The 14,732-nt window shown below is 73.5% G+C and carries 12 protein-coding genes and 1 pseudogene; 10 read left to right on the top strand and 3 right to left on the bottom strand.

The window, feature by feature from the left end; genetic code table 11:
• The first annotated feature begins 143 nt into the window (after window positions 1-143).
• Window positions 144-1,025 (top strand): TIGR03621 family F420-dependent LLM class oxidoreductase, encoded by an 882-nt coding sequence (locus ACIRQH_RS39060; protein ID WP_404230175.1) that lies wholly within the window; start codon window positions 144-146, stop codon window positions 1,023-1,025.
• 164 nt (window positions 1,026-1,189) lie between these two features.
• On the opposite strand, the gene ACIRQH_RS39055 is transcribed toward ACIRQH_RS39060, so the two are convergent.
• Complete coding sequence (locus ACIRQH_RS39055) at window positions 1,190-2,362, bottom strand: SRPBCC family protein (protein WP_404230172.1); 1,173 nt, start codon at window positions 2,360-2,362, stop codon at window positions 1,190-1,192.
• Between the two features lie 171 nt (window positions 2,363-2,533).
• On the opposite strand from ACIRQH_RS39055, the gene ACIRQH_RS39050 reads away from it, so the two are divergent.
• On the top strand, window positions 2,534-2,995 hold the full coding sequence (locus ACIRQH_RS39050; protein WP_404230169.1) for a nuclear transport factor 2 family protein: 462 nt from the start codon (window positions 2,534-2,536) through the stop codon (window positions 2,993-2,995).
• A gap of 333 nt (window positions 2,996-3,328) precedes the next feature.
• Entirely contained in the window at window positions 3,329-3,967 is a 639-nt protein-coding gene (locus ACIRQH_RS39045; RefSeq protein WP_404230167.1) for a LysE family translocator, read from the top strand.
• 30 nt (window positions 3,968-3,997) lie between these two features.
• Here ACIRQH_RS39045 and ACIRQH_RS39040 read toward each other — a convergent pair.
• Window positions 3,998-4,578: pseudogene (locus ACIRQH_RS39040) on the bottom strand (IS5 family transposase); the annotation flags it as partial.
• A gap of 312 nt (window positions 4,579-4,890) precedes the next feature.
• On the opposite strand from ACIRQH_RS39040, the gene ACIRQH_RS39035 reads away from it, so the two are divergent.
• The 7 genes from ACIRQH_RS39035 to ddaH all read left to right on the top strand — a co-directional run bounded on the left by ACIRQH_RS39035 (window position 4,891) and on the right by ddaH (window position 13,769).
• Window positions 4,891-6,981, top strand: coding sequence for a condensation domain-containing protein (locus tag ACIRQH_RS39035; protein WP_404230164.1), 2,091 nt, complete (start codon window positions 4,891-4,893; stop codon window positions 6,979-6,981).
• Between the two features lie 279 nt (window positions 6,982-7,260).
• Window positions 7,261-7,587 (top strand): hypothetical protein, encoded by a 327-nt coding sequence (locus ACIRQH_RS39030; protein WP_404230161.1) that lies wholly within the window; start codon window positions 7,261-7,263, stop codon window positions 7,585-7,587.
• A gap of 138 nt (window positions 7,588-7,725) precedes the next feature.
• Window positions 7,726-7,956: a helix-turn-helix domain-containing protein gene (locus ACIRQH_RS39025; protein WP_404230158.1), complete on the top strand. Its 231-nt coding sequence runs from the start codon at window positions 7,726-7,728 to the stop codon at window positions 7,954-7,956.
• A 607-nt stretch (window positions 7,957-8,563) separates the two neighbouring features.
• Window positions 8,564-9,313 carry a phosphopantetheine-binding protein gene (locus ACIRQH_RS39020; protein ID WP_404230155.1) on the top strand — a complete coding sequence of 250 codons (750 nt, stop codon included), beginning with the start codon at window positions 8,564-8,566 and terminating at the stop codon, window positions 9,311-9,313.
• 12 nt (window positions 9,314-9,325) lie between these two features.
• On the top strand, window positions 9,326-11,623 hold the full coding sequence (locus ACIRQH_RS39015) for a polyketide synthase (protein ID WP_404230152.1): 2,298 nt from the start codon (window positions 9,326-9,328) through the stop codon (window positions 11,621-11,623).
• The gene (locus ACIRQH_RS39010; protein WP_358822399.1) at window positions 11,623-12,468 is read left to right on the top strand and encodes a 4'-phosphopantetheinyl transferase superfamily protein; all 846 of its coding nucleotides are present in this window, start codon (window positions 11,623-11,625) and stop codon (window positions 12,466-12,468) included. The genes ACIRQH_RS39015 and ACIRQH_RS39010 overlap by 1 nt, the downstream gene beginning before the upstream one ends.
• A gap of 452 nt (window positions 12,469-12,920) precedes the next feature.
• A complete protein-coding gene (ddaH, locus tag ACIRQH_RS39005; RefSeq protein ID WP_404230149.1) occupies window positions 12,921-13,769 on the top strand; it encodes a dimethylargininase in 849 nt (282 codons plus the stop codon).
• 81 nt (window positions 13,770-13,850) lie between these two features.
• Here ddaH and ACIRQH_RS39000 read toward each other — a convergent pair whose 3' ends face one another.
• The gene (locus tag ACIRQH_RS39000; RefSeq protein WP_404230147.1) at window positions 13,851-14,636 is read right to left on the bottom strand and encodes a hypothetical protein; all 786 of its coding nucleotides are present in this window, start codon (window positions 14,634-14,636) and stop codon (window positions 13,851-13,853) included.
• Between the last annotated feature and the right edge of the window lie 96 nt (window positions 14,637-14,732).

Raw genomic sequence — 14,732 nt, 5'->3', positions numbered from 1 at the left:
GGGGTAGGGTCACCGCGGCGGCACAGCCGGCACAGCGCAGGCCGGCCGCCGTCAGGCAAGGCGACGGGCAGGCGAGCACCAGACAGCACGTGCGGGCAGGCACGCGGCGGGCGGGCAGGCAGAACAACTTTGGGGGGCGGGGCATGACCAGGCCGTTTCGTTTCGGCGTGAACATGTTGAAGCCGGCAGCGGGCGCGCAGTGGCGGGAGCGATGCCGGCGCGCCGAACTGCTCGGCTACGACGTCATCCTGGTCCCCGACCATCTGGGCATGGTCTCCCCGTTCCCGGCCATGACGGCCGCGGCGGACGCCACCGAACGCCCCCGGATCGGCACCTTCGTCCTGAACGCCGGCTTCTGGAACCCCGCGCTGCTGGCCCGGGACGTGGCCACCACCGACGCCCTGACCGGCGGACGCCTGGAGATCGGCCTCGGCGCCGGCTACGCGCAGGCCGAACACGAGCGCGCCCGCATCGAGTTCCTCCCGCCCGGTGGCCGCATCGACGCCCTGCGGCACACCGTCGGCGAACTCGACCGGCTGCTGAGCGATCCCGCACACACACCGCCCGCCGTCCAGCGCCCCCGGCCCCCGCTGCTCATCGGCGGCAACGGCGACCGGCTGCTGCGCCTGATGGCCGAGCACGCCGACATCGCCGCGTTCACCGCGACCGCCGGCTACGAGAAGGGCATCCTCAACGCCCTGACCCCCGCCCAGCTCGACGAACGCGTCGCCGCCTACGAGCGCTTCGCCGCCCATCGCACCGCTCCCGCCGAACGGAACCTGCTGGTCCACCACGTCGAGATCACCGACGACCGGCGGGCGGCCGCGGACCGGCTCCCCAAGATCCACCCCGAGCTGTCGCAGGAAGACCGCCTGACCCTGCCGGTGATGCTCTTCGGCACCGTCAAACAGATCGCCGAGCAACTACGCGAACAACGCGAACGCTTCGGCCTGTCCTACATGGTGGTCCTCGACAACGCCATGGACACCTTCGCCCCCGTGCTCGAAGAGCTCACCGGCACCTGACCCGTCCCCGCCACCGTCACGGGACACCCGTCACCCGTCACCCGTCACGGGACACCCATCACCCGTCACGGGTCACCCGTCAGGGGTCACGGGTCACGCACCGGCCATCCGGGACGGCCACGCACCAGCCGCAAGAGAGCCCCGGGCCTCAACAGGCCTGCCCGCTAGCGTCGCGGCAGTGCCTGCACCGCCGATTCGGCGTGCCGTCCGGCCTGTTCGAGGATCGTGCGAGACGCCTGCCCGATGGCATCCCGCACCAGCTCGCGCACTCCGCCGCCCTCCGGTACCGGCCCCTGCCCCGCTGGCCGCCGCGCGGGCCGCTCCTGTCCCCAGCCGGCCTGCGGGAGCGGCGCCGGCTCCGGCCTCTGACGCTCACGCAACTTTCCTGCTCCGGCCGGCACGCGGGCCGCGCTCTCCTCCAAGGGCCTCGTGCTCGCCTCGGACAGTTCCGTGTCCGCGCCGGACGATTGCGTGCACTCGCGGCCCGGCATGGCGGATTCGCGGCCCGGCAGGGCGTGTTCGTCGAGGAGCACCGTGTGTTCGGCGATCACGCGGACGCCGTGTTCGTCGGGCAGGACCGACCACTCCCCGGTGTGGGCGGCGACCGGCGCCCAGGGTGTGGTCTGTTTGTAGACGATGCGCCCGGCATGGGGGAAGCACAGCCGCAGCGAACTCGTGGCGCGTTCCGTCCGGTCCGGCAGCCGCAGACGGTAGTTGACGGCCTGGATCCCGGGGGACACCTCGCTCACATCGGCGTGCCGGACCTGCGGTATGCGGCCGGCCCAGTCGGTGGCCCGGTAGAGGAAGTCGTAGACGACCTCTCCCGGCCCCTGGACCCGCAGCGACTCCTGGAACGTCAGCACCCGCTGCCGCCAGCCGCCGGTGCTCCGCGCGATCCGGCGCACGCTCCGCAGCGTGCTTCGGGCGTTGTCCTTGACGGCGAGAGCGGCCCGGGCCGCCTCCGCGCCGAGAGGGTCACCGGCGACGGTGAACTCGTGCAGGACGCTCACCACACTGCGCCCGCCCGCCGCCTCCTCAATGGTCCACTGCCCGGCCATCGACGTGATCGGCGCCTCGCCGCGCAACTGCCAGAACTCGATGCGCCGTTCGCCCGGGTGGGCCACCCGCGCCCACAGCGAGCAGCGCACACGGCCGCCCGAGTGCTCCCACACCCGCAGCCGCTCCCGGTCCCCGTCGGCGTCCATACGCTCCACATGCAGGACACCGGGGCTGTACAGCGGCCCGCGCACGGCGTTCGCGAGCAGCGCGTAGACCGCCTCGGCCGGCGCGGCCACCTCCGCCGAATGCACGAGGCGCCGCACACGCTCACCAGACATCAAAGACACCTCCACCGTCATTTCCCGCTCCGCACACCCAGGAACAGGGAGCGCTCGCCACCACCCCCTGTGCACTCCACCGTCGGCGCCCTCACTCGAGGAGTATTCGAAGGATGCTCGAGCCGCGCCTCAAAGACTGTCCAGGACCCGGACAGAAGGAGGCCGAGGACCATGACCGCCGAACTGATGGCGAGCGCCGAACACGCCCCGCACCCAGGGGAGTTCGCCGCCCTGTACGCACAGGCGCAACAGTTCTACGCGCACCAGATGCAGATCCTGGACATCGACGGCGGCGAGCAGTGGGCGGCCACCTTCACCGAGGACGCCGTCGTCGAACTGCCCCCGCTGCCCGCCCCGTTACGGGCCCGCGCCGGACTCACCCACTACGCCCGCGCCACCGCGGCACGCCGGCAGCGGGCCGGCAGCCGCCTCCACCACTGGGTCGGCATGCTCGACGTGCGGCCCCAGCCCGACGGCACCCTGCACACCCGCTGCTCCGCCCTCGCCCACGCCACACCCCCCGGCGCGACCTCCAAGGTCCTGTACGTGTGCGTCATGGAAGACGTCCTGGTCCGCGCCCACGGCACCTGGCGCACCGCCCACCGCCGCATCACCCGCGACGACCTCACCTGACCCCACCCCCGCCGGCCACCAACCAGCCCGGCCCCGCACCCCACCCCGGACCTGCGCCTGGCGTGGCCCCGCACGCGGTCCTACGGGCAGCACGTCGTCCCCGGCCTCGCCCCGGCCGGCACGACAGTCACCGCCACTTCGCACCCGGCCTCGCACACGGTCCTACGGGCAGCACGAAGACCCCGGCCGGCACCGCGGCGGACCCCACCCCATGCGCCCCACCCTCCACGCCCCACGCCTAGGACCTGTCTCTTGGGAGTAGAACCCACCCAGCTTGTGATCCGCCGGACCTGCCAGCAAGGCAGGCGATCTGGCGGGGTAGGCTGGCATTCCATGGCAATAAGTTCCGCCCTGTGGTCCTTCGCCCTGGTTGTAGGGCTTCTCACTCTGACTCCCGGCCTCGATACCGCGCTGATCTTGCGCACGTCGGCCCTTGGCCGGCGCAGGAGAGCCTGGGGCGTCGTCCTCGGAATCCAGACCGGCACCCTGGTGTGGGGGGCGTTTACCTCCCTCGGAGTGACCGCGCTTCTCACGGCCTCCCACCTCGCCTACATCGCGTTGCGCTGGATCGGCGCCGCTTACCTGCTATGGATGGCTGCGCGCATGCTCCGGGACACCTTCCGGGGACTGCCTACGGCAGACATGGACGATGACGTCCTGGCCGCCGGCGCGGACTCGGTCAGCGGCGGCTGGCGGCAGGGGACGCTCACCAATCTCCTGAACCCGAAGATGGGCGCCTTCTACGTCGCCGTCCTGCCCCAATTCATCCCCCCAGGCACTGACCACTTCACCATGGGCCTCCTGCTCACCACGGTGCACATTCTCATCGGTCTGCTCTGGTCTGCCGTCCTGATCGGCTTCGCTCGCGCCCTGCACGGCTGGCTCCGCAAACCCCAGGCCCGCCGCCTGCTCGACCGGATCACCGGCACGGTCATCGGCGTCTTCGGTATCAGGCTGGCACTCACCAACTGAGGATCCGAAGGCCACAGGCCGGCGACCTGCTCAGCACCGTACCCAGATCAGGATGGACGCGACGTGGAGCGCGGCCTGGTAGGCGATGGCAAGTTTGTCCGTCCGTAGGGCCGGGCCGCGCCACTGCTTGAGTCGGGCGATGCACCGCTGGACGGCATTGCGCTCCTTGTATTTTCCGGCGTCAGAGCCGGGTGGGCGACGTCCAGCGCGGCCTCGCCGCAGACGGTGACCGATCTGGTTGGCGGCCTGCGGGATGACAGCCCGGATACCCCGACGCCGAAGGTGCGCACGGATCGCGCGTGATGAGTAGGCGCGATCCGCCAGGACTGCCACTGGGCGGGTTCTTGGCCTCCCGGGCCTGCTGCGTGGGATCCGGATCCTGGCCATGACCGCCTCGAAAGCCGGAGCGTCACCGGCCTGACCCGCGGTGACGTGGATGCCCAGAGGACGAGCTTGGGTGTCGCCGGCCAAGCGGACCTTCGTACTCAGTCCGCCGCGGGAGCGTCCGAGCGCGTGATCCTCGGGCTCCGGCCGGCCCGGTGCCCCCTTTTCTCTGGCTCCGGCCAATGGTGGTGAGCCCGGCAGACGGTGGAGTCCAACCGCCCAACCCATCAAGGAGACACGCTCTAGCTCGCGCGCCACAACACCCGCACCCGGCACGGGCGTTGCGGCCCGCCCGGCAGGGCAGACGGCGCCCCCTCCACCCCCGCTCCGCTCCACCCCCGCTCCGCCCCGTACTCGTCCGCCCCCTTTCCCCGCACCCCGATCCGCTTCCCCCGGCGGCCGGGTGGGCGGTGTGCGGGCCGGGTCGAGCGGGATGTCAGGGGAGTGTCAGAGGTTTGTCGCAGGGCTGCCGCATGCTTGGGCAGCGCCTCGTGAGGAGAGGGGGAGGGGGCTTCATCGCGCGTGCCTCCGGACTGCCGATGACCACGAACCGTTTCGCACGTCTGCCGCAGCGCGAGCCGATCACCGTCGTCGTCGACCTGGGCCCCGGCGCCGCGCCGGTCCTCAAACTGTGCGGCCCGCTGCCCACCACCCGCATCGAAGCCGCCCTCGACAGCATCACCGCCCGCCACCCCGGCGCCCGCGCCTGGAAGACCGACCTGCGCCGGCCCGGACCCGGCCGGCACACGGTGCGGTTCTCCACCGCTGAGGGCCCCGACCCGGCCGACTTCCCCCTCGGGGCGCTGGCCGACCTCCTCACCCGCGCCGGCCGCGGCGCCTTCACCGCCCGCCACCAGAACACGACCCTGCTGCAGCGCGAACTCCTGGCCGCCGCCGACGCCCACCCCGGCCCCGGCCGCCAGGTCGAACAGGCCTCCTTCGACTGGCACGGCCCCCTCGACGTGCCGCGCTTCACCACCGCCTGGCACTCCGTGTTCGCCCGCGAATCAGTACTGCGCACCGCCTTCGACGACCAGAGCGAACCCGGCCTCGTCATCCACGACCGGCCCGACCCGCAAGTCGTCCACCTGCCGCACGACAGCGCCGAATGGCACACCCTCGTCGCATCCGACCGGCGCCGCGGCATCGACCCCCGCCGCCCCGCCCCGCTGCGCGTCACCCTCCTGGGCGGCGAAAGCGCCGACCTTGCCGACACCGCCCGCACCGGCCCCGCCCGCGTCCTGCTCACCTACCACCAAGCCCTGCTCGACAGCTGGTCGGTGCGCCTGCTGGTCCGCGAGTTCTACCGCGCCTACCTCGCCGGCGGCGAACTGCCCGGCGGACAGCGCCGCCCCGACATGAGCGACTACAGCGCCTGGCTCGCCGCCCAGGACACCACCGCCGCCCAGGACTTCTTCACCCACACCGCCGCCGGCACCGGCGCGGACGACGCCGACGCGGTCCGCGTACCGCCGCTGTTCACCGACAGCGCCCACCGCACCGAGGGCCGCTCCCGGCTGCGCCTGACCCAGGAGGAGACCGCCCGCCTCGCCGAATGGGCCGCCGCCTGGGGCGGCGGCGAGTCCACCGCCCTGCAGGCCGTGTGGTCCCTGCTCCTCTACCGCGCCGGCCGCGCCCAGGGCCCCTGCCACGTCCGCTTCGCCACCACCACCGCCGGCCGCGGCATCCTCTTCGAGGGAGTCGCACGCACCCCCGGCGCGCTGGCCGGCCCACTGCCGCAGTCCGTCCTCGTCGACCCGGACGCCACCGTGCCCCAGCTGATGGCCCACCTGCGCGACCACAGCCTGGACCAGGCCGCCTACGAATGGGTGACCGCCGGCCAGATCCACGCCTGGACCCGCCGCCCCGCCCCGCCCGCCGACACCCTGCTCACCTTCGAGACCCTGCCGCACGCCCTGAGCGAACTGGACGCCGAACTCGTCGCCCACGGCATCGAGGTGGAGCCGCCCCAGACCCTCGGCGCCCACACCGCCTACCCGCTCACCCTGACCGCCCACCACGACCGCGGCGCATGCCTCGTCCTGACCGCCTCCTACGACCAGGCCCGCTTCGGCGAGATCACCGAACTCCTCGCCCACGCCGCCCTGCTGCTGCGCGAACTGCCCCGCGGCGCCGGCCCAGGCACCACCCTCGGCGACGTCCTGGCCCTCCTCACCCACCTGGGCACCGACCCCGCCCCCGGCCCCATCCCCGCCACAGAGCAGGAGAGCACCCCCCTGCCCGCCGTGCTGCGCCCGCCCGCCCACCCCCGCGCCGCCACCCTCGCCCTGCTCCAGGCACCCGGCCGCACCCGGGCCTTCTACGACCGGATCGCCCACGCCTACCCCGGCCCCGAGAACCTCCTCCTGCTCACCCCCCTGCCCGCCGGCGGCGCCCACGCCGAAACAGCAGCCCGCGCCGCCTACGACGCACTCGCCCCCCACCTGTGCCCCGGCACCGGCGGTCCGGTCCTGGCCGCCTTCAGCGGGGACGGCGTCGCCGCCTGCACCCTCGCCCGCCTCGCCGCCGCCGACGGCCACCAGCCCCGCGCCGTCGTCCTCGACACCACCGCCGCCGACCCCGACGACCTCGCCCACCGCCTCGCCGCAGCCGCCCGCCCCCACCCCTGACCCCCCACCTGCCACCCACACCGGACCCCGGCCCGCACCGCAACACCGCACCCCACCAACACACTTCACCGCACACCGCACACCGCACACCGCACACCGCACACCGCACACCGCACACCGCACACCGCACACCGCAGCACCGCCGCACCGCACCGCACCGCGCGCTTCACCACCGCACGGCACCACCGCACGGCACCGCCGCACTTCGCCGCGCACCGCACACCGCACGGCACCGGGCACAAGCCCAGCCGAGAGCAGCCGGACGCCGAGGAGGCAGCCATGCCGGACCCCGCCCCCACCGTCGCCCCGGCCCCGGCCCCGATCCCGCACCCGGCGCGCACGCGCAGGGACGAGATCGCCTCCCACGCCTGGGCCGAAGCACTGGCGATTGCCTGCGCGGACCCCGACCACGCCAGCCGCCCTCGCGGCGAACTGATGGCCGCCGCACTGCAGGCACACCGCACACTGACCCGGGGACCGGGCCCGGGCGTGCCGCTCACCGCACTGGGCCCGCACGGCGACCTGCGCGCTCTGGCCGCTTTCGTCGCCGTCTACTCCGCCCAGCAGCACCGGCGCGAGACCCGCACCCCTGGCAACGCCGCCTGACCCGACACCCCGCGCGACAGCCCGGCTGCGAACGCCCTTTTCCGTACAAGGAGCCCGGCTCCTGCAAGAACGGGTGCCGTGCCTCTCTACGGCTCCGCACCAGCCGGTTCACCCGCTACGGCGACAGCGGGAGCGGCCATGACGCTCGCTGAACTGCGCCGGGCCCAGGGCCTGACTCAGGTCCAGGTAGCGGACCTGATGAAGATCCAGCAGTCGAACGTCTCCCGGATCGAACAGACCCCGGTTCAGCAACTGGAACTGGCCACCATTCGGCGCTACCTCGGTGCCGTCAACGCCGACCTGCGCCTGATCGCGGATTTCGGCGGGAACAGGGTCGAGCTCGGTATCGAAGCGCCCACGTCCGATTGACGCGCGCGACCGTTTCCGTCGACGCGCACCGGCGCCGGAAAGGCATGAAGGGCCTTGCGGCGCCTGTTCGCCGGTGTGAGCCGCCTGGGTGTCCCGGCACGGCAACAGTGGGCTGACCCGGCGACGGCCACCGTCGTCGATTCCCGGAGGGCAGGAACCCCCGTTCGTCGTGCACCCTTGCGCCACTTTCGCGGACATCCCGCACCCCAATACAGACCGCCATGCCCGTTTCCCGCCCTCCCGTAAGGGCCGATCTGGCACTGGAGGAATTACGGCCCGACCGGTCACCCGTGGCGAGACATAAACAGGACGTACGGTCTGCTGGTTTTTGGATGCCGACTGCCCCAATTAGGGCATGTTTAAGGCGACTTGGAGACAGACTCTCGGGGGTGAATCTCTCCAGGTGGGCTCAAGGCGACCCCTGGAAGTCTTTCAAAACAGCGGGTATGGTTTGGTCTTGAGGAAGCCCGACCGTAACTGCCGGTTCGCACAGTTCATCCGGAGCCGGTGTGGCCGGCCGGATTCGGCCGGGCGGGCGTCCGCGGAGGGGACGTACCGCTGCTGTTCCCGCCATCGGCCTGCAGGACGGAACCCTTGGAGTCAACTCATGCACGATGAAAGCCAGTTCTCCCGCCCGGCGCCTTCCGATGCCGCGCACGAGCAGCTGCTCGGCTCACTCGTCGTGGTCCTCGCCGACGTCCTGCGGATCACGCCGGAGCGGATCGACCCGGAGGAGACCTTCCGGCTGCTGGGCCTCGGCTCGCTGCTGTCCGTCCAGTTCGTCGCCGCGCTCAACGGCCACTACGGCACCGACGTGCGGGCCGACGTCCTGCTCGACCACCCCACACCCGCCGCTCTGGCTCGTCACCTGGCGCGCACCGTACTCCCGCGCACCGCCACCGCCGCGGGCGGACGTCCGGCGCCCGCCCGCCCTCCGGTGTCCACCGCGCTGCCGGTCGAGGCGCACGACGACGCGGTCGGTCCGGTGCTGGAGACGCTGCGCGAGGAACTCGCCCGCATCCTGTGCTGCGACCCCTGGGACATCCACACCGAGGCCCCCTTCACCCTGCTCGGCGTCGACTCCGTCATCGCCTCGGAGTTCGTGGCCGCCGTCAACCGGATCTACGGGCTGCAGGAGCCCGTCGGCACCCTCTACGACCACCCCGACCTCGTCAGCCTCGCGGTGCACATCGTCGCGGCCGATCCGCCGCACCAGGTCCCCGAGATCCTGCCCGCCATGCTGGGCATGACGGTGCCGGGAGCCGCCCCGCTGGGCGTCGGCGCCCTGCTGGACGCGGTGCGCGCCGGATGGCTGTCCATCGACGACGCGCTGGGCCAGCTCTCGCACCGGGACTGAAGAAGCGAACCCATGGACGTCACCGCGGATCTCATGAACGAACGCGAAGTCCTCACCCGCTTCAAGGCGGGACGTCTGGAACGGACACAGGCCGTCCGCATCCTCACGGCCCTGCTGTCCGCCGGCGCCCCTCAACGCCCCGGCCCACAACAGCCGTTGCCGGCCTACGGTGCACGGCGGTCCGCCGGACCCGGTAGCGGTGCCGCAAAGTCCGCTCCGCTCGGTCCTGCGCCCGGCGCGGCACCGGCGGGGGAGGTGACGCCGGGGCAGGCGCGGTCGGCGACGCCTGCCCCGGTGAGCAAGGCCGCCCCGGGCACACCGGCCGTGCCCGCGCCCGCCGCACGGACCACACCTACGCCCGCACCCACGCCCGCGACGCCGTCCGACCCGGTGGCACGGGAGACCTCCGCCCCGGTGGCACGGCCGGTAGGCGACGTCGACGTATCGGGAGCAGACGTCGCCGGCGCCGACGGGCCCGAAGCGGACCTGGACCACTACGCGGTGGTGGGGATCGCCGGACGCTATCCCGGCGCGGCCGACCTGCAGCTGCACTGGAACAACCTGCGCGAGGGGCGGGACACCTCCTCGCCCGGACCGCTCGACCGGCCCGGCGGATCCCCCCTCGAACCCGGCCTGCGCGGCCACTTCCTGGACGGGGCCGCCGAGTTCGACGCGGAGTTCTTCCAACTGGACGCCGCTGACGCCGCCCTGATGGACCCCCAGGCACGCCTGTTCCAGGAGATCGTCTGGGAGGCACTGGAGGACGCCGGCTGCACCGGCTCCCGCCTGGACTCCCTGACCGGACCCGACGGCAGCCCCCGCGCCGTGGGCGTGTTCGCCGGCGTGAGCTCCGCCGACTACGCCCTGCTGGCCGCCCAGGACTGGACCCGGGGCCGGCCGATGCCCGCCGGCGGCCACGGCGACCTCGCCGCCCACCTGGCCGCCCGCCTTCGCCTCAGCGGCCCCGCCCACGCCGTCGACAGTGCCGCCACCTCCGCACTCGTCGCCGTGCACCTCGCCGTCGGCGCCCTGCGCCGCGGAGAATGCGCGGCCGCGATCGCCGGCGGCGTCGAACTCCTGCTGCACCCCTCGCGCGCCCGCGACACCGCCGGCGAGGCAGTCGGCGCCCTCGTCCTCAAAACCCTCGCCCGGGCCCTCGCCGACGGCGACCACATCCACGCCGTGCTGCGCGGCACCACATACGGCAGCCCCGCACATCCCACACCCGCCCAACGGTCCGGCCCGTCCGCGCCCGGCCCCGCCGTCCGCGAGACCCACGCGAGCACCGTGCAACGCATCGGCGACGCCGGCGCGGCCACCGGGATCGCGGCCCTGACCTCCGCCGTCCTGCAGCTGCGCACCGCCACCCTCGCACCCACCCCGGGCCGCCCCGCCCCCAAGGCCTGGCCCCGCCCCCGCAGCCCGCACGGACAGGAACTGCCGCGCACCGCCCTCGTCGAGCTCGCCTGGGCCAACGGACCCCATGTCACGGCCCTCCTGGAGGAGTTCCCGCCCCCGCGGACCAGCCCCGCCACCCCCCAGCCGCCACAGACACCGGCACAGCCACAGCCACAGCCACAGGCGCAGGCGCAGGGGCAGACACCGACACAGGAGCAGGAGCAGGAGCAGGAGCCGGGTGCCGGTCGGGAGCAGGCGGCGGCGATACGGGAGGACCTGGTGCTGCTGTCCGCACCCACCCCGGCCCACCTGGCCGCCCTGGCCGCCCGCCTCGCCGACTGGATCGCCCCCGCCACCACCACGGGACCCGCCCCCGCACGCGCCTCTGCCCCGACACCGGTGTCCGGCCCGACACCGGTCTCCGGCCCGATATCGGCGGCCGGTCCGCTGCCCTCGCTCGGTGCCCTGGCCCGCACCCTGCGCACAGGCCGTGCCGCACTGCCCTGCCGACTGGCTCTGACCGTTCGCGATCTGCCCCAACTCCACGCGGCACTCACCCGGTTCACGGCCGATCCGCACAGCGCGCACGGCACGCAGGGCGAGGGGTTTTGCAGCGCCGACCTGCGCTCGGCCCCGCACGACCCCTACGCTCTCGCCGGCGCGCCCGAGACCGCCGACTACCTCGCCGCGCTGTGGCAGGCAGGGCGTCTGGAGCAGCTGAGGCGGCTGTGGCTGTCCGGTCTGCCCGTCGACTGGGCCGCCCTGGAAAGGCGCAGCGGCGCCGGCGCCATGGTGGTGCCCCTGCCCCCGTCGCCCTTCCTGCGCCGCCCGCTGTGGCTGGAGGACACCCACCTCAGCGCCGCCCCGGCGGACGAGGCCGGCCGGGCCGGCGTGGCGAGGGAGCCGAGCTGATGCTGCCCACCGCCCTGCGCCGCGGCCACCCGGCCGGACCCGGTGAACCCGACCGGGCCCCGCCGGTCAAACTGTGGTTCTGCACCAACGAGGAACTCGCCGCCGAGTTCGCCCAGATCCTGGCCGGCGCCTGGCTGGACGCACCCGAACGCGAACTCGCCGAACGTTTCCTGTTCGAACGCGACCGTCACCAGTACCTCATCGCGCACGTCTTGGTGCGCCGCGTGCTGGCCCTGGAGACGGGCGTGCCGGAGTCGGAGGCCGTGATCTGGCGTTCGCCCCGCGGTCGCCCCTTCTTCCGCAAGCCCCCCGAAGGCCTGCTGCGCGGCGGCCGCAAACTCGACTTCAACCTCTCCCACACCCACGGGCACAACCTGCTCGGCATGGTGCGCCGCCACCGCATCGGCGTGGACGTCGAACGCCTGGACCGTGGCGACCGCGGCCTGAACGCCGTCGTCGAGACCTTCGCCCCCACGGAACAGCAGTGGGTGGCCAAGGCACCCCCCGGCCGCCCGCAGGACCGCCGCGTGCTGCGCCTGTGGACGCTCAAGGAGGCCTACTCCAAGGCCCGCGGCCTGGGCCTTGGCCTGCCCTTCGACTCGTTCGCCTTCGAACTGGCCGAGGACAACGGCGTTCTGGGCTTCACACCCCCCGCCGACGACAGTGAAGGCGCCCCGCGCTGGCGGTTTCTGGAACTCGAGCCGGCCCCCGACGTGCTCGCCGCCGTCGCGGTGATCGTCGACCCCGGCTCGCCCGCCGTGCTCCAGCTCCACCACGGCTTCCCCTGGAGCCGCAGCGTGCCCCAGCTGATCGCCCTGCCCGACCCGGCACCGATCCTGCCCTGACACCCCGACCCGCCCCACCGGCCCTGCCCCGCCCCGCACACCGCCGGCCCGGGGCAGCACCCTAGGCAAGGGCAGCACCGCAGGCCCGAGGCGGCATCGTAGGACAGGACAGCACCGCAGGCCGGGGAACCGCCGTGGGGGAACGCTTGAACACCGATCGAGCAACCCGCCCCACCGGCCGCACCCCGCTAGCCTGGAAGGCGTCAACCACCTCTGAAAACAGGGGAGTTGACGGAGTTCGTCGACCGTATCCGGCGGGGCTCCAACCCAATGGCCGAGGCGCCGCTGCGCCGCGCGGCCACCCCCGCCCGAGCACCCCGCCACCCCGGGATCCGGGCCCCGCACCCGTTGCGCACGACGGCCCGCCCTCGGGCCCGGCCGGGCCCGGCGCCGCACACCCCGCGACGCCGGGCACGCACCCCTCTCCCACGAAGAGCACAGGAGGACCCGCCATGCCGTCGACCGGCACCGCAGTCCAGGAACAGACACCCCGCACCCCACGCACCGCGGCACCGCACCGCCTGCTCATGTGCCGCCCGCAGTACTTCGACGTCACCTACAGCATCAACCCGTGGATGAACCCCGACAAGCCGACCGACACCGCGACCGCCCTGCTCCAGTGGGAGCAACTGCGGGAGCTGTACGTGTCCTTGGGGCACACCGTCGAGGTCGTCGAGCCCGTCGAGGGCCTGCCGGACATGGTGTTCGCCGCCAACGGCGCCACCGTGGTGGACGGCAAGGTCCTCGGCGCCCGCTTCCGCCACCGCGAGCGCACCGCGGAAGGACCCGCCTACCTCGACTGGTTCGCCCGCAACGGCTACCGCGAACTGCTGTGGCCCGAGCACATCAACGAGGGCGAGGGCGACTACCTGCGCGTGGGACGCCGGATGCTGGCCGGCACCGGCTTTCGCACCGACGCCCGCTCCCACGCCGAGGCCCAGGAGTTCTTCGGCCTCCCCGTGACGGGCCTGACCCTGGTCGACCCGGCCTTCTACCACCTGGACACCGCACTCGCGGTGCTCTCCCCGGACGAGATCATGTACTACCCGGCGGCCTTCAGCCCCGGCAGCCAGGCCGTGCTCAGGGAAATGTTCCCCGACGCCGTCCTCGCCGACGCCCAGGACGCCGCCGTGTTCGGCCTCAACGCCTTCAGCGACGGCCTCAACGTCCTGCTGCCCCAGGCGGCCACCGGCCTCATCGGCCGGCTCAAGGAGCGCGGCTTCAACCCCATCGGCGTCAGCCTGGGCGAGCTCCTCAAGGCCGGCGGCAGCGTCAAGTGCTGCACCCTCGACCTCTCCTGACCCCCGCACCCGACACGGGGCCACCCCGCTCCGCACCGTCCCCGCCGGGGGCAGGGCAGGGCGGGGTGACGTCCGCAGTCTTCAGGACAGGCCGGTCAACGCGGAGAACACGTCGGCGAGTTCGTGCGAGTGCACGGTCAGCGACTCGGCCGTGACCGCCGCCGCGTCCAGCACGTCGAGGACCGCCCGCAGCGTCTCGGTGCCCGCCTGTCCGGGGATCTGCAGGGTCAGCGTCGCGGGATCGCTGAACGCACCCCCGCCCGGCCCCGCGCCGAAGGCGGCCCCCGCGCGCTCCAGCGCCACCACGTCGGCGAACCGCAGCCGCACCACCCCGTCCGGCGCCCCGCCCCCGGACCCGACACGGCCGCCCACCGGGCCCGGCCCGCGCTCCTGGCGTGCCGGTAGGAGACTCAGCCCGGCGGGACGGGAAGCAGCCGCGGCACCGGACACCCCGGAAAGCGGCCTGCCCCGACCGGCGTACACCCCGACGTCGTCGGTGTCACCGTCGTCGTACACGCCGCCAGGGCCGTCCTCGTACATCCCGGCGTCGTACGCGTCCCCGGCCCCGTCGTACACGTCGTCCACGTCGTAGGGGTCGGCTTCGGTCAGGGCGCTCAGCAGGATCCTGCGGGCCTCGGGGGACAGGGAGAGGGTCAGGCGGCGGGCCAGTTCGCGGGCCCGGCCGCCGACGCTCTCGGCGGCGACGGCCAGTTCGGCGGCCCGCTGCGGCGTGAGATCCGCCCCAGCCACCGGACCCACGTCATAGCCCTGGCCCGGCAGATCGGCCGGGCCGGGTGCGGGCCCGGGGGAGGGCGCGGCGCGCGGGGCAGTGCCGGCCGGGTCGGGAGCCCAGGGGGTGTCGGTCACGGGCACTGCCCTCGCCTTCGCTCGCGTGGCGTCGTCCGCGCTGCCCACGGGCCCACTCGCCCGGACAGCCCGCCCGCACCGCTGCTGCTGCTGGTG

The sequence above is a fragment of the Streptomyces sp. NPDC102279 genome, assembly GCF_044766365.1.
Classification (GTDB): domain Bacteria; phylum Actinomycetota; class Actinomycetes; order Streptomycetales; family Streptomycetaceae; genus Streptomyces.
This window is presented reverse-complemented; position numbering and strand designations above follow the sequence as displayed.